The sequence below is a fragment of the Enterocloster alcoholdehydrogenati genome (assembly GCF_013282095.1).
In the GTDB taxonomy this organism is placed as follows: Bacteria; Bacillota; Clostridia; order Lachnospirales; family Lachnospiraceae; genus Enterocloster; species Enterocloster alcoholdehydrogenati.
In genome coordinates, this window is the sequence record NZ_BLTJ01000003.1 from 253,607 (window position 1) to 274,743 (window position 21,137).

14 protein-coding genes are annotated in these 21,137 nt (G+C 51.5%); 11 read left to right on the forward strand and 3 right to left on the reverse strand.

Annotated elements, in window-relative coordinates; all coding sequences use genetic code 11:
- Nucleotide 1: 1 nt before the first annotated feature.
- The 4 genes from HW447_RS05200 to HW447_RS05215 all read left to right on the forward strand — a co-directional run bounded on the left by HW447_RS05200 (nt 2) and on the right by HW447_RS05215 (nt 6,446).
- Nucleotides 2–442, forward strand: a complete 441-nt coding sequence (locus HW447_RS05200) for an Lrp/AsnC family transcriptional regulator (RefSeq protein WP_176254338.1) — start codon at nt 2–4, stop codon at nt 440–442.
- Nucleotides 443–564: 122 nt separating this feature from the next.
- Complete coding sequence (locus HW447_RS05205) at nt 565–1,359, forward strand: N-acetylmuramoyl-L-alanine amidase (RefSeq protein WP_176254259.1); 795 nt, start codon at nt 565–567, stop codon at nt 1,357–1,359.
- A 208-nt stretch (nt 1,360–1,567) separates the two neighbouring features.
- Entirely contained in the window at nt 1,568–3,385 is a 1,818-nt protein-coding gene (gene uidA, locus HW447_RS05210; RefSeq protein ID WP_176254260.1) for a beta-glucuronidase, read from the forward strand.
- A complete protein-coding gene (locus HW447_RS05215; protein WP_176254261.1) occupies nt 3,375–6,446 on the forward strand; it encodes a glycoside hydrolase family 2 TIM barrel-domain containing protein in 3,072 nt (1,023 codons plus the stop codon). The genes uidA and HW447_RS05215 overlap by 11 nt, the downstream gene beginning before the upstream one ends.
- Nucleotides 6,447–6,530: 84 nt before the next feature.
- On the opposite strand, the gene HW447_RS05220 is transcribed toward HW447_RS05215, so the two are convergent.
- Genes HW447_RS05220 through HW447_RS05230 form a run of 3 tightly spaced genes read right to left on the reverse strand, consistent with a single transcriptional unit; the run spans nt 6,531 to nt 11,854 of the window.
- Complete coding sequence (locus HW447_RS05220) at nt 6,531–8,366, reverse strand: heparinase II/III domain-containing protein (protein WP_176254262.1); 1,836 nt, start codon at nt 8,364–8,366, stop codon at nt 6,531–6,533.
- 15 nt (nt 8,367–8,381) lie between these two features.
- Nucleotides 8,382–9,998, reverse strand: coding sequence for a response regulator (locus HW447_RS05225; protein WP_176254263.1), 1,617 nt, complete (start codon nt 9,996–9,998; stop codon nt 8,382–8,384).
- Entirely contained in the window at nt 9,995–11,854 is a 1,860-nt protein-coding gene (locus HW447_RS05230) for a sensor histidine kinase (protein ID WP_176254264.1), read from the reverse strand. The genes HW447_RS05225 and HW447_RS05230 overlap by 4 nt, the downstream gene beginning before the upstream one ends.
- Nucleotides 11,855–12,106: 252 nt before the next feature.
- On the opposite strand from HW447_RS05230, the gene HW447_RS05235 reads away from it, so the two are divergent.
- The 7 genes from HW447_RS05235 (at nt 12,107) to HW447_RS05265 (ending at nt 21,019) form a co-directional block, all read left to right on the forward strand.
- Nucleotides 12,107–13,456 carry an ABC transporter substrate-binding protein gene (locus tag HW447_RS05235; protein WP_308464080.1) on the forward strand — a complete coding sequence of 450 codons (1,350 nt, stop codon included), beginning with the start codon at nt 12,107–12,109 and terminating at the stop codon, nt 13,454–13,456.
- Nucleotides 13,457–13,539: 83 nt separating this feature from the next.
- Nucleotides 13,540–14,613, forward strand: a complete 1,074-nt coding sequence (locus HW447_RS05240; protein WP_243176216.1) for a carbohydrate ABC transporter permease — start codon at nt 13,540–13,542, stop codon at nt 14,611–14,613.
- Nucleotides 14,614–14,627: 14 nt separating this feature from the next.
- On the forward strand, nt 14,628–15,464 hold the full coding sequence (locus HW447_RS05245) for a carbohydrate ABC transporter permease (protein WP_176254265.1): 837 nt from the start codon (nt 14,628–14,630) through the stop codon (nt 15,462–15,464).
- 70 nt (nt 15,465–15,534) lie between these two features.
- Nucleotides 15,535–16,716 (forward strand): glycoside hydrolase family 88 protein, encoded by a 1,182-nt coding sequence (locus HW447_RS05250; RefSeq protein WP_176254266.1) that lies wholly within the window; start codon nt 15,535–15,537, stop codon nt 16,714–16,716.
- Nucleotides 16,717–16,781: 65 nt separating this feature from the next.
- Nucleotides 16,782–18,797 (forward strand): alginate lyase family protein, encoded by a 2,016-nt coding sequence (locus tag HW447_RS05255; protein WP_176254267.1) that lies wholly within the window; start codon nt 16,782–16,784, stop codon nt 18,795–18,797.
- A gap of 102 nt (nt 18,798–18,899) precedes the next feature.
- Nucleotides 18,900–19,643, forward strand: coding sequence for a 5-formyltetrahydrofolate cyclo-ligase (locus HW447_RS05260; protein ID WP_176254268.1), 744 nt, complete (start codon nt 18,900–18,902; stop codon nt 19,641–19,643).
- Between the two features lie 125 nt (nt 19,644–19,768).
- Entirely contained in the window at nt 19,769–21,019 is a 1,251-nt protein-coding gene (locus tag HW447_RS05265; protein WP_176254269.1) for a peptidoglycan-binding domain-containing protein, read from the forward strand.
- The last annotated feature ends 118 nt before the right edge of the window (nt 21,020–21,137 follow it).

The window sequence follows — 21,137 nt, forward strand, 5'->3', positions numbered from 1 at the left end:
TATAGATGATATCGACCGGAAAATATTAAAGCTTCTGCAGGAAAATGCCAGAGTATCCTTAAAGACCATTGCGGAAAAGACCTTTCTGTCCTCCCCCGCAGTATCGGCCCGGATCGAAAAACTGGAGCGGGACGGCATTATCGCCGGCTACCACGCCCAGGTGAATCCGGTGAAACTGGGGTATCACATTCTGGCGTTTATCCATCTGGATGTGACGCCGGAGGATAAGCCCGGGTTTTATGCCTGGGCGGAGTCGTCTCCAAACGTACTGGAATGCAGCTGCGTGACGGGGGAGTATTCCATGGTTATGAAGGTGGCGTTTAAGAGCACCGTGGAGCTGGACAGTTTTATCGGACAGCTGCAGACGTTTGGAAAGACCAGTACCCAGATCGTGTTCTCTACCCATGTGGGGCCCAGAGGGGTCAATGCAGATCACGCATAGACGGTCTGTCCCAGAGTAAAAAAGCGAATATCAGGAGTTTGACAGGGCGGATGCGGAAAGGAAACATCCGTCCTGTTTTTACATATGGTATAGGGTAGTGATATATGTAAAGGAGCGGCTTTATGGAAAACCGTAGAAGTGTGATCTTAGATGCCGGTCACGGCGGGGCAGAGCCTGGTGCAATGTACCAGGGGCGCAGAGAAAAGGACGATACCCTCCGGCTGGCTTTGGCTGTAGGCGAAAAACTGGAAAACAGGGGTGTTGACGTGATGTATACGCGAACCACGGACGTATACGACAGTCCGCTGGAAAAGGCGCAGATTGCCAACCGGTCAGGAGCGGATCTTTTTGTCTCGCTCCATCGGAACGCCATGCCGGTGCCGGGAACGGGAAGCGGCGCTGTGACCCTGGTTTATGAGGACAGCGGAATCCCTGCTCTGCTGGCGGAAAATATTCAGCAGAACCTGGTAGAAACGGGTTTTAAGGATCTGGGGATCCAGGAGCGGCCGGGGATCATTGTGCTCAGAAGGACACAGATGCCGGCGGTACTGGTGGAGGCTGGCTTTATTGATAACCCGGAGGATAATCAGCTGTTTGATGAGAATTTTGACGCCATTGCCCAGGGGATCGCTGACGGAATCTTAGCTACCTTCTCACAGTTAAAGGCCAGGGCTGAGGCGGGAAAGAACCAGTATTATCAGGTGCAGGTGGGCGCTTACCGAAGCCGCAGGGAGGCCGAGCAGCTGCAGAGAGAGCTTGCGGCGAAAGGGTTCCCGGCTTTTCTTGTCTACGACAACGGCTGGTATAAGGTGCGGTCAGGAGCATTTTTGCAGATGGATAATGGAGTGCAGATGGAGCAGCGGCTGCGCGCCGCCGGATATCCTACCATGCTGGTGAGAGAGCCGGCAGTGTATTAGTCCCCATCCGGCCAAAATGGCTGCGGCGGCAGGAATATGCAGTATGGCACCTCATAAAGGATTGTAAAAGATTATAGATAATTCACAGAAAAATATATGTATCCCCCAATGGTATTCCTGTATAATGAAGCCATCATCTCAGTTGTGATATGGGCACGTTTCCGCACGGTGGATGAGGACTGAAATATGCAGGAAGGAGAGGGATGTTATGCTATATCCGAGAATCAATAAGGCAAGAACCGTGATGGATCTGGCCGGTCTGTGGGAATTTAAGCTGGGAGATGCGAACCCGCCAGGGGATACCTGCGGGCGGCTTACAGGAGGGGAGCGCATTGCCGTTCCCGCCTCTTATAATGATCAGAAGGAAGATCCGGCTTACAAAAACCACTATGGCTGGGCCTGGTATGAGAGAGACATCGCGGTTCCTGCCTTTTTTAAGGGACAGAGGCTGTTTCTGCGGTTTGACGCAGTAACCCATAAAGCCAGGATCTATCTCAATGGAAGGCTGGCCATGGAGCACAAAGGGGGATTTCTGCCCTTTGAACTGGAGGTTACAGAACTGGCAGAGCCGAGGGAGACTTTGCGGCTTACGGTGGCGGCGGATAACCGGATCAGCCGCAGCACTCTGCCGGTGGGAAATGAGGACGGCACTGCTTTTTTCGGCTCCGACAATCCTGGGGTTCCATCAGTGGAGGCGGCGAAGCGGTGGAGAAAGCCGGCGAATCTTCCGAATTTCGATTTCTTTAACTATGCGGGCATCAATCGGCCGGTGCGGCTCTACACGACCCCTGTTTCCTGCATCCGCGACCTGACTCTGACGCCGTCTATTGTCGGGACAGACGGCATCCTGACCTATGAGGCGCAGACAGAAGGGGAGGGAGATGTCCATGTAGAGATTCTGGACATGGAGGGAGACAGGGTGGCAGAGGCCGAGGGTGCGTCCGGCAGGATCACCATCCCTGCAGCCAGGCTCTGGTGGCCCTGGCCTGGGACGCCGTATCTGTATACGGCCCGTTTCACCTTCGGGGAGGACATCTATGAGGAAACCTTTGGAATCCGTACGGTAAAGGTGGAGGGAACCCGGTTTCTCATCAATGGAAAGCCATTTTACTTTAAGGGCTTTGGAAAGCATGAGGATTCTCCCTTCCGCGGAAGAGGGCTGGACCTGTGTCTGGATGTAAAGGACGTAAACCTGATCCACTGGCTGAACGCCAATTCCTTCCGCACCAGCCACTATCCCTATGCGGAAGAGATGTATCAGCTCTGCGACCGGGAGGGGATCGTGATCATTGACGAGGTTCCCGCCGTGGGGATTGGAGCCGGGGAGCGCTGCAATCCGTATGAGACGTTTTCCATCCGTGAGCACCATGAGCAGGTGCTGCGCGATATGATCCGGCGGGATAAGAACCATCCCTGCGTTGTCATGTGGTCTATGGGAAATGAGCCGGATACGGAGCATTTTCCAGAATCCGCCTATGAATACTGGCACAGCCTCTATGAGTACACGCACACGCTGGATCCCCAGAACCGGCCGGTTACCTTTGTCTGCTGCCAGAACAATTATGAGCGGGATCTTGTGACACGAACCATGGATGTGGTGTGTATCAACCGCTATTACGGCTGGTACAATCTGTCAGGAGACCTGGATGCGGCCTGCTATGCACTGAATATGGAGCTGGATTTCTGGGAAAAAACAGGAAAACCGGTGATGATCACGGAATACGGTGCAGACGCTGTAGCAGGAATTCATCAGTGTGTTCCTGAGATGTTCAGCGAGGAGTATCAGGCGGAGTATTACAGCCGCCAGAACCGGGAATTTGATCAGCGCCCCTTCTTTATTGGGGAGCAGGTATGGAATTTTGCGGATTTTGCGGCCTTTCAGGGCTGCATGAGAGTAGACGGCAACAAAAAGGGCCTGTTTACCAGAGAGCGGAGGCCAAAGCTGGCAGCCCACTATTTCAGAAAGCGATGGGAGAAGATCCCTAATTTTGATTATAAGGCAGGAGGAAATGAGGATGATAAGTAGCAGACCAGAGCTTTCCTGGCTGGAGGATCCAGGGGTGTACGAGGTGAACCGCAGGAAGGCACATTCAGATCATGTATTTCCATTTTTTAAGGAGGCTAAGGCCGAAGGGATTAACGTTTTGAACCTGGATGGAACCTGGAAATTTGTCTGGGATGAGAAACCGCCGGAATATGGTTTAAGAGGGATGTCAGACGAGACCGGTGAACGGTTTTTCCAGGCTGCTTTCTGGGAAAAGGACTGGAAAGAGATACAGGTTCCGGGCCATGTTCAGATTCAGGGATATGACAGCTGCCATTATGTCAACACCATGTATCCATGGGACGGACATTCCGAACTGCGTCCGCCGTCTGTTCCCTGGGAGGATAATCCGGCGGGAAGCTATATCCGGGAGTTTACCATCGGGGATGATGAGGCGTTCTTAAAGGACCGGGTTTTTGTGTCTTTTCAGGGCGTGGAGACTGCCTTTTATGTGTGGTGCAACGAGCGGTTTGTGGGTTATGGGGAGGATGGTTTTACTCCCTCGGAGTATGAGCTGACCGGGATGCTGCACCGGGGCGTCAACCGGCTGGAGGTTCGGGTATACAAAAGGAGCAGCGCCAGCTGGATTGAGGATCAGGATTTCTTCCGGTTTACGGGGATCTTCCGTTCCGTCTTTGTGTACTGTGTGCCGCCGGTCCATCTGGAGGACATCTTTGTGAAGGCAGATCTTACGGAGGGTGGCCGGGACGGGCGGCTGGAGGCAGAGCTGACAGTGGAGAGCCAAAACGGCGGCTGCTATGAGGCGGATCTGGAATTGGAAGATAATGGACAGATGGTACTTGCCCGTACAGAAAAAGGGCAGGGGGAGCGGAATGTAATTGTCTTTACAGGCCGGATACCGGAGGTTAAGCCCTGGAGCAGCGAAACACCCTTTCGCTATCTTCTGCGAATCACACTGCGGGATGAAAAGGGCCGGGAAGAAATCATTACCCAGTATATCGGTTTCCGCCGTTTTGAAATAAAAGGGGGCCTTATGTGCATAAATGGCCGTCCCATCGCCTTCCACGGCATCAACCGCCATGAATTTGACTGGCACAGAGGACGGGCCGTCACCGGGGAAGACATGGTAAGTGATATACTTTTTTTAAAGCGGCACAATATCAATGCGGTCCGCACCTGCCATTATCCCAATCAGTCTCTTTGGTATGAACTCTGCGACCGGTACGGCATTTACCTGATGGACGAGGCGAATCTGGAAAGCCATGGCTCCTGGCAGAAGATGGGGGCCTGCGAGCCCTCCTGGAATGTGCCTGGCAGTCTGCCGCAGTGGAGGGACTGTACCATAGACCGTGCCAGATCCATGATGGAGCGGGATAAAAACCATCCGTCGGTGCTGATCTGGTCCTGTGGAAATGAATCTTATGCAGGAGAAGATATCCGGGAAATGGGCCGCCTTTTTAAGAAACGGGATCCGGGCCGTCTGGTTCACTACGAAGGGGTGTTCTGGAACCGGGAATTTGAGGATATCAGCGATATGGAAAGCCAGATGTACACTCCGCCGAAAAAGGTAAGGGAATTTCTGGAGCATGGAAACGGCAAGCCATTTATCATGTGCGAATATATGCACGCCATGGGAAATTCCCTGGGAGGCATGGATCGGTATATGGAGCTGGAATACAAATATCCGGCTTACCAGGGAGGGTTTGTCTGGGATATGATTGATCAGGCTATTGCCGTAAAGAAGAGCGACGGAAAGGAGTATCCGGCTTACGGAGGCGATTTCGGAGACAGGCCCACAGACTGGCAGTTCTGCGGAAACGGGATCTTGTATGCCGACCGGCAGATCTCGCCCAAGGCGGCAGAAGTGAAGGCACAGTACGCCTTTGTAAGACCGCGGATCTGTCTGGAAGAGAGGATGGTGGAGATTGAAAACCGCCAGATATTCTCCGATCTTTCCGGCTATGAGTTTGTGTTAAAGATCCTTCGGGACGGGGAGGACTGGAGAGAGTTTTCCTTTGAGGCCGCAGCCTGTGCGGGGGAGACGGACAGGCAATCCTTTGAAACCATAGGGCTTGAAAAGGACTGGAAGCCAAAGGACGGGAAGGAATACGTTTTAAAGATCAGCGTCCGCCTGGCATCGGATACGCTGTGGGCAGAAAAGGGGTATGAAACAGCCTTTTGCGAGGCAGTTATCCCAGGACGCCCAGAGAAAAGCAAAAGCAATTTCGGGGAACCGGTCACGCTCATCCATGGAGACGTGAATCTGGGCGCCCGCACCGGACAGATGGAGCTTATGTTTTCTTATCAGGATGGAGGGATGGTGTCGCTTAAGCAGAAAGGCCGTCAGTGGCTGCTGCGTCCCCCTATGCCCGTATACTGGCGGGCGTCTACGGATAACGACAGGGGAAACGGATTCGCAGAAGAAAGCCGGATCTGGCTGTCAAAAACATGGTTCCCGGATCTTTCCAGGGGAAAGGTAAAGATCACAGAGGAGGAAGGTGAGGCAAGGTTTTCTTTTGACATGGAGGATGCCGCTGTAGGTTACTGCGTGAGACGGGATGGGCGTCTGGGCGTGAATGTGACCTTCCACGGCAAAAAGGGATATCCCGGCCTTCCAGTCTTTGGCCTTGGCTTTGAACTGCCAAAGGAGGCAGACCGTTTTTCCTGGTATGGAAGAGGTCCCTGGGAGAACTACCCGGATCGGAAGGCCGGGACGGGGCTGGGAATCTATGAGAGTACGCCCCTGGAACAGCTGTCCCGGTATTTAAAGCCTCAGGAATGTGGGATGCACATGGATACCCGGTGGCTTACACTGCAGACAGTCCAGGGAGAATGGATCCGCTTTGAGGCGGAAGAAGCACCGTTTCATTTCAGCGTACTGCCCTGCAGCATCCAGGAGCTGGAAAATGCCCGCCACAGGGAAGAACTGCCGGAAAGCTTTCGCACCTGCGTCCTCATTGCCGGAGCGGTTCGGGGCGTAGGGGGAAATGACAGCTGGGGCGCGCCGGTATACCCGGAATATGAGATACCGGGGGACCGTGATATCACGTTTTCATTTACAGTCTCTGCCGGCATAGCTTAATAAATGCAGGATAATCCGAAACCTCCCTTTAGCAGACGGTTTTTCGGATATAAGAAGGCATAAAAGAGGAGCCTACGCCCCGGATCATCGGATCCGGAGCGTAAGCTCCTTTTCGGCTTTAAATGCGATCCTTGTTCTCCACAGATCTGCCTTCCAGCTTTGTTTCAGCCGGGGATCTGTGATAGGGAGCCGTTGGATTTCTGCCCCCAGGATGGAACCGGTAATCTGGCATACGGCAAGCTTACCAATCACCAGCCGTCCGGCAGCCTCGTTTTCTGAGTGCTCAAACAGGGGCGGTTCTGCGGTGATCAGATTCAAAACCGGACGAAATCCCGGACATAAAACCCGGTCTGTAATAAGGATTTCCTGTTCCCGGATCAGCTGTACCGTCCGGCAGAAGGACCGGGCCACGCCCTCGGCAAATGCAGATCCAAGCTCCATGGAGATAGAGGCCTTTTCGTTTTCAAAATGCCAGGTTACAGCCTTGGCCCGAAACTGGGGGCCGGCCTGTTCCATATGTTCGCCCTGGTCTGCATCCATAAAGGAGAGCAGGTTGTGGTAAGCAGACTGCATGGTCCATATTTCGTACCGTTTTTTTGAGAAAGTTTTTGCCTGGTAGGTTTCCACTCCGATATCTGCAAACAGAGGTTTTCCGTCTTTATAGATGGTAAAGCTTCCCGTATCGTTGTGATTGTGGCTGTCATCGTTATCCCCTGCCTTTACGGCAAGAGAGAATCGGCTGTCTCTGGCAATAAACAGTCCGGTGCTGGGGTAAAAAATATCGTCGGCGGCAGAGGCGGACACTGGAGAAGCTTTAAGTATCTCAGGCAGCGCAAAAAGGTTCTGGATCCGGTAAAACAGGTTGTGCTCACCTGTCAGCAGCGGATCGTCAGCGGCTTTGCAGTCTGCAGCCGCCAGCTCCATCAGCGCACGCTGTCCAGTCCGTTTTCCGAAGAGATACTCTCTGGCGCTGCAGGGGCCGGCGGCTGCGGCACAGTCGGAGAAATTGAAATAGTAAGGCCCGCAGGCATGGACGTGGGAGAGATAGGCTGCAATATTGCGGATCTTTTCTTCGTGATAGAGGGAGGAAAAGGCCCCGTCGGTCATGCCGTTTAGGATCTCTATGGTATTAAAGAGACAGAGCCCGGCGTGGCGGTAATACTGGGGGCCTTCGTCGCAGCAGCCGTCTGTCCCGTACTCCGCCAGAAAGTAGTCGGCGCTTTTAGCGGCCTTTAACAGGATCTGCCGCCGGATTGTCTCATCCTCTTCCCAGAGCGCCGCGGCCATGAGTACGTTTTGAGTGGACCAGATGGTCCAGTTGTTCATATGGCTCACTCCATCGCCCATCCACCAGAAGTGACAGTTTAAATAGGGCGTAAAGATCCGCTCTTTCAGGCATTGGATGACCCGTTCCACGATCAGGGAACTGACCCTATCAAGCTCGTCTTTCAGGAGCCAGGCGGTCACGGCCAGCACGGCTCCTGTTTCCGCCGCAAAGAGATCAATTACAGGCCGGGAGGTGTCGGGAAGGGGAAGGGGAGGCGTATCCCGGATATAGGAATTGTGAGGAGGGAGCTGCCATGCCGTTTCCTCACAGATCAGATAGAGCCCGTTTATGATATCATCCAGATATGTCCCGTTATGCTCCAGGGCCTCGGCCAGAGCCAGTGTGCCAAGGAGCGTCCGTCTGGCAAACTGTTTATCCTCAAACAGCACCCGGTTTCCGGAGCGGGTATATTCCAGAAAGTCCGAGGCAAGGATCTGGGGCCATACCACAGGGCAGATTGCATCAGCATCACTTTTTGCGCGTGCAGACAGCTTATCAGGAAGGCCAGTCCAGGCCCTTCGGTCAGAGGCGGGAGAAAATGGGATAAAAGGTGTCAGTTTCAGAGCGCTGGATGCTGCGATTTCATAAAACATGGTAGAGATTCCTCCTTATGATTCCTCCGGCGTATTCATATGCGCCTGGATAAATTCCCTGGGTGAGATTCCTTCGACTTTTTTAAATACTTTGCTGAAGTAAAAAGCGCTCTCAAAGCCCAGCCGGTCCGCCGCCTCATAGATCTTCAGATCCTGCTCCAAAAGCAGCGACTTGGCGCGGGAGATCTTTCTCTGGGTGATATATTCGGAAAAGCCCATGGAGCAGGTCTTTTTAAACAGAGTGCTTAAATAATTGGGGCTCAGGCCAAAGACCGCCGCGATCTCATTGAGGGTAAGGCGTTCCTCGATATGGTTGATAATGTATTTCTGAACGTTTAGGATCACATGGTCTTTATAGGTTTTGCGCCGTGTTTTTAAGGCCTCGCAGAGGCCGTCCCGCAGCAGCTCCAGCCACTGGACGATCTGAAATACGTCCTTCATGCCGTAGATGGAGCGGTAGCCGTCAGGGCTGGCGGCAAAGATATCGCCTAAGAGCTCCTCACCCTCCGGCAGAAGGGAAAGGGCCAGATACAGGATGCTGCAGGCGCCGTCCATGGTCTGGAGCCGCCGTTGGGGATTGGCTGCAAAAAGCTGGGAGATAGCTGTCAGTGTATCATAGAGGGCATCCGTGTCAAACTCTTCAAAGGCCCGTGTCAGATCCTCCTTAAAAACAGACAGGTTGAAGGCATTCTTCATGGATCCTGCGGCTGTCTGCATAAAGGAGACAAAGGGATCCTCCTCGCTGCACAGATTAAAGGCCTGCCTGGCTTCCTGGTAGGAAAGACTGATGCAAAGCGGATCATCCACAACATCTCCTAACCCGGCAGTCAGCTGTACGTTAAAATAATTCCGAACCATGGCTTCGGCGTTGTCCAGCGCCGCCGTAACAGTCTGCACGCCGGAAACGTCATTTTCCTGAAAATTAAAGATCAGGGCAAAACGTGTCTTATCCAGGGATATAACATGGCAGCCTCCGTACCGGATCAGGATTTCCCGCATCATCTGCAGGCTGCTGGAATAAAGATTCATTTGTCCTGATGCATCCAGCAGGCTGGGCGAGCGGCTGATAAATTCTCCATGGCAGGCCAGATACCGGCTGTCGGAAAAAGCAAGTCCGAGATCCTTCGCCTGGATGGAAAACTGCTCCCGGTTTTCAAAGAGGTTGTGAAGCAGACGCATGAAAAATTTGTCATGGTAGCTTAAAAGAGTGGGCTGGCCCGGAGCCTGACGGAAGGATTCTCTGGCTTTCAGCTCTTCTAACCGTTCCATGGCTTTTTCGACGGAGGTTTTCAGAGAGGGGGGATCCAGCTCCAGCTTGACCAGGTAGTCAACTGCCTGGCAGCTCATAGCCTCTTTGATGAGAGAAAATTCCTCATAGCTTGTGAGGATGATAAAGAGGGGAATGGGGCCAAATTCCTCTCTGCAGGTCTTTGTCAGCTCCAACCCGTTCATTACCGGCATTTTAATATCGGTGATTACGATCTGGGGCTGATACTGCCGGATCATTTCCAGGGCAGCCTTTCCGTTCATGGCAGTCCCGCAGATCTCAATGCCAAGCTCCTCCCATTGAAGCATGGATTTGATTCCGATCTGAACCAGTGGTTCATCGTCAACGATCAGTAATTTTGTCATAATATCTCCCCCTGTGCCGTTTCATACGGCAGTGTAATAGTCATACAGGTATATTCTCCCGGAACGCTCTTTATGGAAATGCCGTATTCCGGGCCGCAGTCGTAGCGGATCCGCTGGTTTACATTGCTGATCCCGACCTGGCGGAAAAAGTCGGCGGAAGGCTTTTCATTCCCGGCAAGAACCTTCTTTATGGTGTCCTTATCCATTCCCACGCCGTTATCGCGCACCTGTACCAGAAGGAGTCCTCTTCCCGACGGATCCGTTTCAGAACGGGCCGTAATCTCGATTTTTCCCACACAGCCCTTTGGCTCAATGCCGTGGAATAAGGCGTTTTCCACCAGAGGCTGCAGGGTAAAGCGATGGATCAGGCACTGGTACAGTGATTCATCCGCCACACATGAAAGGGTGATGCTGCCGCCGTAGCGGTACTGCTGGATGAGAAAATAATCCTTTACAAGAGCCAGCTCTTCCCTCAGGGTGATCCGTGTATGAGCGCCCTTTGAGATACTTTTCAAAAGACGTGCCAGGGCGGTTGTCATTTCGCTGATGCCGGACGCGCCCTGAATGGAGGCCATCCACTTGATGGAGTTCAGGGTATTGTAGAGGAAATGAGGGTTAATCTGGCTTTGGAGGATCCGGTATTCCAGATCTCTGCGCTCTTTTTCATCCTGGATCCGCTTTCCGATCAGGGCGGACAGGTCGGCGGACATCCGGTTGATTCCCCTTCCGATATCGCCAAATTCATTTTCCCACTGGATGGAGGGATCCGGAGAAAAATCACCGCCTGCTACCGCCTGGATGCGTTCTTTCAGAAGGTGAACCGGGCAGCCGATGGAGCGGTTGAGCAGAAATAAAAGAAACAAACCTACTAAAAGGATAAAGACCGCGATCCCCAGAAGGATCAGGATATAGAGGGCGCTCTGGGCTTCCATGAAAGACTGGGACAGCAAAAGGGACACACTCCAGCCGTAGTCTCCGATGGGGCATGAGATCAGGGTACGTTCCCTGCCGCCCTGAAGGGGCCGCACGGTGGAGACGGTGGTTTTGCTGTGAAAGGCATGGTCTTTTAAGGTGTCTGTGACCTCAAAAGAGGGGGTAAAGGGATGCAGGGAATCATCCTCATAGAGCCAGGTTTGTCCGGCGATGGTCAGATAAAGAGCAGAGTCCTTTTCCATGGGAAAGGATTTCAGATAGTCCAGAATGAGCCGGTCTGATATGGACATATAGATCCATCCGGCCTGACTGGAACGGTAGCGTCCTGATACGGGGGCGGCAGCCGGGAGGATCAGCGAGCCGTTTCCAGGCAGGAAGGGATCTTCCATCAAAGCTGATCGATCCAGGTTCCCGTCCCCGAAGATCTCCTGGAACCACGTTTCCTTTGTAAGCTCCTGCACGGAAATGCCGGTGACTGTGGAGGTGGTATCGCAGATCTGCATATAGCTGCAGCTGTTTAAGGGAGAAAGAAGGATGCGGCTGATGTATTCGGAGGAATGTGTGTTGTAATATTCCTCTTTTAAGCGTTCATAGGTGTGCAGAGCCACGCTTCTGAGGCCGGAATTTTTCTCGGAGATACCGGGCATACGGGTCTGGTCCTGAAAGGCATCCAGATAGGCGGCAATATCCGTGTTAAAAGAGCACCATCTGTAAAAAGAAAGAATATTTTCCAGATCTCCGGCCGTATTGTCACAGATGATGCGCAGGCTGTATTCGGCAGACTGGATCTGATTTCTCTTTAACAGAGACTGAAAGACAAAAGAGCAGACAGCTACTGTAAAAATCGCGATAGAGCAGGTGACTGCTGTAGTATACAGGATGATCTTGCCGCGTATGGTCTTTGGGAGAACCGGTCTGAGCATAAAATGCGCCCCCTCTCGTTTGCTTTTCCATAAATTACTATAATATTAAAGGGATTTTTTGTCAAATGAATACAATTGTAAGAAAAGATGGACTATCGTAAAAAAATACAGGTTTTTTAGAAAAATTGCATGAACGAAATAAAATCCAGAAAAAAAGGCATTTTTTTGGTGCATTTTACATTCATTCCCAGAGATCCAGCCTGTATAATAAAGCCATAACAAAGAGAGGAACAAGTTTAAGGAGGAGATAAGATGATGAAAAAACGTTTTGTAAGTATGGCACTGGCAGTTTCTATGGCAGGAAGCCTGACTGCCTGCGGAGGGGGAGCGGCAAAGACAGAGAGCGCGGCCGCATCAGCAGGCGAGACATCTGCAGAGGCAGCAGGGACAGAGCAGGCGGCAGCTGACGGAAAGACCCATTTAAAATGGGCCATGTGGGATAAGGACCTGACCGTATATTACAAGGCTCTGGTAGAGGCATATGAAAAAGCGCATCCTGACGTGACCGTTGAACTGGTAGATTTGGGAAGCTCCGACTACAGCACCGTCCTTACTACGCAGCTGACCGGAAACGGTGCGGATTTTGACGTGGTATCCATTAAGGATGTGCCCGGATATATGGCTCTGGTCAATAAGGGCGTTCTGGAACCTCTGGATTCCTATATCGAAAAGGACAGCGTGGACTTAAGCGGCTATAAAGGTCTGACTGATCAGGTAAAGGTAGACGGCAAGATGTATGAGCTGCCATTTAAGAGCGACTTTTGGGTTGTATATTACAATAAGGATGTATTTGACAAGGCTGGTGTGGATTATCCTACCAATGATATGACCTTTGAGGAGTATGATGAGATCGCAAAGAAACTGACCAGCACAGAACCAGGACAGGAAGTATACGGTGCTCACTACCATGTATGGAGAAGTACGGTGCAGATGTTTGGCATGATCGACGGAAAGCACACCATTCTGGACGGAAACTATGACTATCTGAAGCCGTACTATGACATTGTATTAGACGAGCAGGAAAATGGCGTATGCCAGGATTACGCAACCTTAAAGACCTCGAACCTCCATTACTCCGGCGCTTTCTCTCAGGGCAACGTAGGTATGATGAATATGGGTACCTGGTTTATTTCCACTCTGATCGATAAGGTAAAATCCGGTGAATACGCAGACTGCGCCAACTGGGGCATTGTAAAATATCCTCACCCTGAAGGAACCCAGGCAGGTTCTACCGCAGCTCAGATCACTTCCTTAAGTATTCCTACCAGCGCGCCCAACAAGGAGGCTGCATGGGAGTTCATGAAGTTCGTATGCGGAGCAGAGGGCGCAGAGGTCTTAGCCTCCACCGGTAACTTCCCGGCTATCATGACCGCAGAGACGATGGATACCATTGCTTCCACCGAAGGTTTCCCGGAGGATGAAAACAGCAAGGCGGCCCTTGAGACGGCAAATCTGTATCTGGAAATGCCGGTAGACGTAAAGAGCCCTGAGGTAGAGACTGTATTAAATGAGGCTCACGACAGCATCATGGCAGGAAATATGACCGTAGAAGAGGGAATTGCCGATATGAATGAGAGAGTAGCGGCCATTCTGGGTCAATAGGCATGAGACTGAAAACAGAAGGGTAAAAGACGAGGCAGACGGGATCAACCGCCTGCCTCATTTAAAGAAAGAGGTAGATGAATATGGGAAAGACAAAAGCCGTTGATCCGGCAAAGGTCAGAGAAAAACTGAATATTCTGAAGCCCCGGCTGGCCGAGCTTTTAAAACAGGCCGATGAAGAGACGGATCCGAAAAGAAGGATAAGGCTTGGAAAGAAGGCAGACCAGGTTCGTGACAGGATCCGCCAGGCAAAGACGGGAGAGAGATTCAGCCGCCAGACCAGGAGAGATCTGATCGCCTATTCCTTTATTGCTCCAAACTTTATCGGCTTTGCCGTGTTCACTCTGGGGCCGGTGCTTTTTGCCTTTATACTGGCATTTTTTAAATGGGACGGCAACAATCCCATGGATTTTGTGGGATTGGATAATTTTATGCAGATGGTGGGAAATCAGCGTTTCCTGGCCTCCCTTAAAAATACCGTTGTGTACTGTGTGGCTACGGTTCCCATCACGCTTTTTGTGGCCCTGGGGCTGGCGGTTCTCTTAAACCAAAAGGTCAGAGGACGCAATTTCTTCCGCACGGTCAGCTTCTTCCCCTATGTTGCCTCTCTGGTAGCTGTAGCGGCTGTGTGGAATATGCTGTTTTCCCCTGCAAAAAGCGGGCCGGTGAACATGATCCTGTATCAGCTGGGCGTGGCGGCCAAGGCGCTTCCAAAGTGGTCTGCTGACAAGGACTGGGTGATGTTTACAGTGGTTATGTTCTCGGTCTGGAAGAATATGGGATACTATATGGTCATCTATCTGGCAGGCTTACAGGGCATCAACAGTGAGCTTTATGAGGCCTGCAGCCTGGACGGAGCCAATGCGTGGCAGAGATTTCGCTATATTACCTGGCCTCAGCTGCAGCCTACAACATTTTTTGTCACCATTATCCTTACCATCAACTGTTTTAAAGTATATGACATCGTATATATGCTGGCAGGGGGAAGCACAGGCGTGTTAAATGAATCTGCCATTGTTTTAGTATACCATATTTACGAAGAAGCCTTCCGAAACTGGAATCTTGGTTACGCAAGCGCGGTAGCGATGGTGCTGTTTGTCATTGTTCTGGCCATTACCTTGGTACAGTTCCGTGGGGAAAAGAAATATGCCAATTAAGGAGGAGCCCCAAAATGAAGATAAAAAATACGAAAACAAGAGCCATGAGGGTGTTCCTCTATATGGTGCTGGTTTTTTTGGCCTTTGTGATGCTGGTGCCATTTGCGTGGATGCTTTCTGCTTCTTTTAAGCTGGATAAGGATGTATTTATTTTCCCCATTCAGTGGATTCCCGAACATCCAAGATGGCAGAATTATGTGGATATCTGGACCAGGATTCCGCTTCTTAGGTTTGTTATCAATACGGTGAAGCTGACATTGATCGTCACCTCTTTACAGCTTTTGACCAGCAGCTTTGCAGCATACGCTTTTTCAAAACTCAGTTTCAAGGGCAAAAACACCCTGTTTTTAGCCTACATTGCAACCATAGCCGTTCCCTGGCAGGTATACATGGTGCCGCAGTTTATGATGATGCGTTCTATGGGACTGGCGGATACCCATCTTGCAATCATCTGCCTTCAGGCTTTTTCCGCCTTCGGTGTGTTTATGATGAAGCAGTTTTATGAGGGAATCCCCACAGAACTGTGTGAGGCGGCCAGGATCGACGGCATGAGCGAGTACCAGATCTGGTATCGGGTGATGCTGCCTCTTGCAAAGCCGGCGCTGTCTACTCTGACGATATTCACCTTTGTAAACACTTGGAATGACTTCCTTGGGCCATTGATTTACTTGACTACGGAGTCAAAGAAAACGCTGCAGCTGGGGCTGCGTATGTTTATCAGCCAGTTTGGATCAGAGTACGGGCTGATCATGGCCGCCTCAGTGCTGAGTCTGATTCCGGTACTGATTGTGTTCCTGTCTCTGCAGAAATACTTTGTGGAGGGCGTGGCGGCTTCCGGCGTAAAGGGATGACCGGCTGCGGCTTCGGAACAGGGCACTGACGGGCTGCGGAGAATGAGATTTTGAGGGAAAGGAAACAGATATGAGCTGGATCGGAAAAGACGCTCTGGAGAAAAAACCGGAGCTTACAAAAGAAGAGGCGGGCCGTGCGCTGGATAGGGCCTGCAGACAGATTTTAAAGAACCTTCCTGTGTTTACAAACCATTTTCAGAAAGCATACAGCGAGAATGGGTTTTATGCCCCTGCGGAAAATGAGGACTGGACTCCGGGCTTTTGGACCGGGGAGATATGGCTGGCTTATGAGCACACGGGAAATGAGGCGTTTAAGCGTGCGGGAGAGCTCCAGATGGAAAGCTTTCTAAAGAGGATCAATGAAAAAAGGGATGTAGAAACGCATGATCTGGGATTTATGTATTCCCCCTCCTGCGTGGCAGGCTATAAGCTGACGAAAAGTGCGGTGGGACGGGAGGCGGCCATCAAGGCGGCAGAGGAGCTGATTACCCGTTTTCACGAAAAAGGCCAGTTTATCCAAGCATGGGGGCCGTTGGATGCCCCGGATAACTATCGTCTGATCATCGACTGCCTGTTAAATCTGCCCCTTCTTTACTGGGCTTCTCAGGAGACGGGAGATCCCAAATTTAAGGATATCGCAGAGCGTCATATCCATACGGCACTTGTAAATGTGATACGGCCCGACTTTTCCACCTGGCATACCTTTTTCTTTAACCGTGAGACAGGCGCACCGGATCATGGTGCCACCTGCCAGGGATACCGGGACGGCTCCGCCTGGGCCAGAGGACAGGCCTGGGGGATCTACGGAACGGCCATCGGGTATAAATATACGAAACGGGAAAGCTATATCCCCATTTTTGAAGGGGTTACGGATTATTACCTGAATCATCTGCCGGAAGATCTGATTCCCTTCTGGGATCTGGAATTTGGCGACGGGGATGATCAGCCAAGGGATTCCTCCTCCGCCTCTATTGCAGCCTGCGGGCTTCTTGAAATGGCAAAGTATCTGGATCCTGATAAGGCGTCGGCCTGCCGGTCTCTGGCAGCCCGGTTTATGAAGGCTCTGGCAGACGGGTATGCGGTGAAGGATGAGACAAAGTCAAACGGACTGGTGCTCCACAGTACCTACTCAAATCATTCTCCGTATAATACCTGCAATCACTATGGGGTGGATGAGTGCAATCTGTGGGGAGATTATTTTTATATGGAAGCCCTGACACGGATATATAAAGACTGGAATGTGTACTGGTAGAGCAGTGGTCAGTGTGTATAAACCTGGGGGCGGCAGAGGGATGCCGCTAGAGAGAGGAAACGAGAATGACAGCAAAGGAACTTTTTAAACGGGGAAATGAATTTTTTTTCTTTGATGATCCGGCAGAGACTGCGGCGCTGTGCCGGAAAAAATACCCGGAGGACTGTGCTCATATCATAAGAGTGGCAGACGAGGTGTGCCGAAATTACTTTCTCTTTGATCTGGAGCATGATCTGGAGCGTACCTGGGAGCCGGTAATATTCCCGGAGGACGCCCCCATTGACTGGGAATATCGTCCGGGAAACGATCCGGAATTTACCTTTCAGTTTAACCGGCACCGTTTTTTGATCTGTCTGGGGCAGGCGTACTGGCTTACGGGAAACAGCGCCTATGAGACGCATTTTTTCCGCCTGCTCATGGATTTTATTGACCATATACGGCGTACGCCAAAAACGGAGCAGACGACCTGGCGGATTCTGGAGGCAGGGATTCGGGGAGAAAACTGGGTGAAGGCACTGCGGTATTTTAAGGACAGCCCCTTAATGACGGACGAGCGGGCGGAAAAGATCTGGAAATGCCTGCGGGAGCATGGGGAATATATTATAGAAATGGATTCCCCCTACCGATACATCAGTAACTGGGGAGTCATGGAAAATCATGGCCTTTTTGAAATCGGTATTCAGATGCCGGATCTTGAAACCAGGGAGCGGTTTACCTCCATCGCTCTGGAGCGTCTGGCGCGGGAGGCACGTATGCAGATCTTTGATGACGGCGTACAGTGGGAGCAGTCCCCCATGTATCACAATGAGGTGTTTCACTGCTTTGAGGATGTACTTCTTCTGGCCGGAAGAAACGGGATCAAGGCGCCGGATGAGCTTTGGGAAGCAATGAGAAAAATGGCCTGCGCCAACCTGGCCTGGATCAGGCCGGATCATCGGCAGATTATCATGGGTGACAGCGACGATATGGATCTGCGGGATTATATGAGCATAGCTGCTTACCTGTTAAAGGATCCGGTGCTGAAATCTGGAGGATTCTCAGAACTGGATTTTGAGAGCCTGTGGGATATTGGCGTGAAGGGGGCCAGGGAATATGCTTTACTGGAAAGCCGAAGGCCGGATTTTATATCTGCAGCCTTAAATGACAGCGGGAATTATTACATCCGGAGTTCCTGGGAGGAGGATGCAGACCTGCTCCATTTCCACTGTGGAACCATGGGGGCGGGCCACGGTCATTCCGATAAGCTTCATGTGGATCTGATTCTGGCGGGAGAGGATGTGCTGACGGATTCTGGCCGATATACGTATGTGGTGGATCGAGGGAGATTTGAGTTTAAAAACCCGGACGCCCATAATACAGTGACCGTGGATGGGGAATTTTTTACGCAGTGTAAGGATGCCTGGGAATGCTCCAAATTAACCCAGCCGGTCAAGCAGCTGTTTAAGGAAAAGGACGGATACGCCTTTATCCAGGGCGGAAATCTGGGGTATATGCACAAAGGCGTCTTTGTAAATCGGCAAATCGTATCCTTGGGGGACGGTCTTTATGTGATTGCCGATGAACTCTATGGGGCCGGGGATCACGAGATGGAACAGTATTGGAATTTCAGCGAGAGGGGAAGGGCTGCCTATGAAAACGGCAGAGCCGTCTTTACCGGAGAACGGGTAAAGGCAGAGCTCTTATTTGTAAGTCCTGGATGTCAGGCGGTGTTAGGAGAAGGAAAAATCTCCAGACACTACAACCGGTATGAAACCAGGACGCGCCTTGGAGTAAAACGGGCAGGAAAAGGCTTCCAGTCCATGATTACCGTGATAGGAGGAGGAAAAAAAGAGGAGGAACGCAGGATACGGGCATCTCTGATTCCCGTAAGGTCAGCTCTGAAGGGCATCACCTACCCGGCATCCATGGCAGAAGCGGTAAAGGTGGAAACGGCAAAGCAGGAATATGTGGTGATCCTCTGCCACCAGGAGGTAAATTCACCCACAGATCTTACGGAAGCCGACGGCTGTATGGGATATGGAAATGTGATTGTTTTTGATAAAAGGAAAAGCTGTACAGGCGGAACGGTGCTTTGCTATTGATAAGGTCTGAAGAAAAAAACTTCATTCCGGTATCGGTATGGCTTTTTAAGGAAATGGGCGTTATAATGGGAGAAACAATGAGGAATTGACGGTGGGAGAAAAATGGGGCAGCATAAGGCAGAGAAGGCCGGAGGATATGAGGCGGATATTGTGGAGCCTATAACAGAAAAACAGGGCGTGGCCGTAAAACACAGCAAGGCGGATGATTGCCGGGGAAGGCAGGAGGGTGTTTCCTGTTACATCTCAGATGATCCTGCGGCAGCAAAAAAAACTCTCCGGCGCAGGATCAGGGATCAGATCAGCTGTCTGGATCCTTCTTACTGCCGACAGGCGGATCAGAGGATCATCGGGCGGATTGTAAGCTGGGAGTGCTTTAGGCAGGCGGACACAGTATTTTGCTTCGTCGGAACGGATCGGGAGATCCATACAAAGCCTCTGATACAGGCTGCCCTTGATCTGGGAAAGAAAATAGCTGTCCCTAAGTGCGTTTCAAAAGGGATTATGGAGGCACGTCAGATAAGCTCTTTAAATGATCTGGCGCCGGGCAGCTATGGGATCGAGGAGCCGCTGGACACCTGCAGGATCATGCCCCCGGAGTCTGTCTCTCTGGCGCTCATTCCCTGTCTGACCTGTTCCAGGGATGGACGCCGATTGGGTTATGGGGGAGGATTTTACGACCGGTATCTGGAATCAGTGCCGGGTATCCGGGCTGTGCTCTGCAGGGGGAGTTTGATGGAGGAGCAGATTCCCTGTGAATCCCATGATTGTCTCATGGACGCTGTGATCTGGGAGGAGGGGATTCTGGATCTGCGTTTTCCGCGTTATACGGCAGGATCTGACGGGTAAGCGGCTGCCGATTTCATATCATATGTGAAATAAAGACCGCATACTGAAAAAATATTCTGCAAACAGTCATAATCATGGCAGAGCTGCTTATATTGTAAGTAAACACGGACTGTTTGAGGTTTCATATGGTAAAAGCTCAGGAAGCAAGTTCCAGAGGTTTCTTACAGATCAACGTAGTCAATATCCAGAACAATTTTCCCATTCAGAATGCAACCGTAAGCATACGCACCAAGGGAGAGCCTGACCGGGTGCTGGAGGAGGTAAAAACCAATTCCTCCGGCCAGACGGAACAGCTCTCCCTTCCTGCACCTCCGGTGGAATACAGCTTAAGTCCGGGGATCATTCAGCCATATTCCGAATACGACCTTATCATCCGGGCAGAAGGCTTTGATCCCCTTGCCATTTCCGGCACCGAGATCCTGGCAGATTCCAATGCCATCCAGCCGGCGGCCATGACGCCTGTGGGGCGGCAGCAGCCTCCTGAGGATCCGGTGGTGATCCCGGATCACACCCTTTACGGAAATTATCCTCCAAAGATTGCAGAGGATGAGATAAAACCGGTCAATGAAAGCGGTGAGATTGTTTTAAGCCGTGTGGTGGTTCCGCAGACAGTTGTAGTTCATGACGGAGTTCCAAGCGATTCCACAGCCAGAAATTACTATGTTCCCTATCGGGATTATATTAAGAACGTGGCCTCCAGTGAGATCTATTCCACCTGGCCTGAAAGCTCCATTACCGCCAACGTGCTGGCCATCATGTCATTTACCTTAAATCGGGTGTATACAGAATGGTACAGGAACCAGGGGTATGATTTTACCATCACATCTTCTACCGCCTTTGACCATAAGTGGATTTACGGCAGAAACATTTTCCAGAGTATCTCCCAGGTGGTGGATGAAATCTTTGACGCCTACCTTTCCCGCCCCGGCGTCCGCCAGCCCATCCTTACTCAATACTGCGACGGGAGGCAGGTTCAGTGTCCGGACTGGATGACACAATGGGGTTCCTGCGATCTTGGAGAGCGCGGCTACAGCCCTATTGAGATACTCCGATACTTTTACGGCGACTCCATCTACATCAACACCGCAGAGCAGATTTCCGGCATTCCTGCATCATGGCCTGGTTCCAACCTCACTCAGGGAAGTTCTGGCCCAAAGGTACGCCAGTTACAGGAACAGTTAGACGCTATCGCCGCTGTTTATACAGCCATTCCGCGTGTCACCCCTGACGGTATTTACGGCCCCCGCACCGCCGAAGCTGTGCGGGAGTTCCAGAGCATATTCGGGCTGCCCCAGACAGGTGTAGTGGATTTTGCTACCTGGTACCGGATTTCCCATATCTATGTGGGGATATCGCGGATTGCAGAACTGGTGTAACAGGAAAAATTTCTTTCACAATCCCATTTAAGAGAAATTTTACTATCCAATATCCCTAAAATGAGTTATACTGATAAAAGAACGCCGTGTGAGATGCGGCGCTTTGAGGCCGGAGCGG

Bases quoted from the DNA above. Each gene is read 5' to 3' on its own strand.
- HW447_RS05235 (WP_308464080.1), top strand. From the start codon at position 12,107: ATGATGAAAAAACGTTTTGTAAGTATGGCACTGGCAGTTTCTATGGCA.
- HW447_RS05245 (WP_176254265.1), top strand. From the start codon at position 14,628: ATGAAGATAAAAAATACGAAAACAAGAGCCATGAGGGTGTTCCTCTAT.
- HW447_RS05255 (WP_176254267.1), top strand. From the start codon at position 16,782: ATGACAGCAAAGGAACTTTTTAAACGGGGAAATGAATTTTTTTTCTTT.
- HW447_RS05205 (WP_176254259.1), top strand. From the start codon at position 565: ATGGAAAACCGTAGAAGTGTGATCTTAGATGCCGGTCACGGCGGGGCA.
- HW447_RS05225 (WP_176254263.1), bottom strand. From the start codon at position 9,998: ATGACAAAATTACTGATCGTTGACGATGAACCACTGGTTCAGATCGGA.
- HW447_RS05250 (WP_176254266.1), top strand. From the start codon at position 15,535: ATGAGCTGGATCGGAAAAGACGCTCTGGAGAAAAAACCGGAGCTTACA.
- HW447_RS05260 (WP_176254268.1), top strand. From the start codon at position 18,900: ATGGGGCAGCATAAGGCAGAGAAGGCCGGAGGATATGAGGCGGATATT.
- HW447_RS05240 (WP_243176216.1), top strand. From the start codon at position 13,540: ATGGGAAAGACAAAAGCCGTTGATCCGGCAAAGGTCAGAGAAAAACTG.
- HW447_RS05265 (WP_176254269.1), top strand. From the start codon at position 19,769: ATGGTAAAAGCTCAGGAAGCAAGTTCCAGAGGTTTCTTACAGATCAAC.
- uidA (WP_176254260.1), top strand. From the start codon at position 1,568: ATGCTATATCCGAGAATCAATAAGGCAAGAACCGTGATGGATCTGGCC.
- HW447_RS05220 (WP_176254262.1), bottom strand. From the start codon at position 8,366: ATGTTTTATGAAATCGCAGCATCCAGCGCTCTGAAACTGACACCTTTT.
- HW447_RS05230 (WP_176254264.1), bottom strand. From the start codon at position 11,854: ATGCTCAGACCGGTTCTCCCAAAGACCATACGCGGCAAGATCATCCTG.
- HW447_RS05215 (WP_176254261.1), top strand. From the start codon at position 3,375: ATGATAAGTAGCAGACCAGAGCTTTCCTGGCTGGAGGATCCAGGGGTG.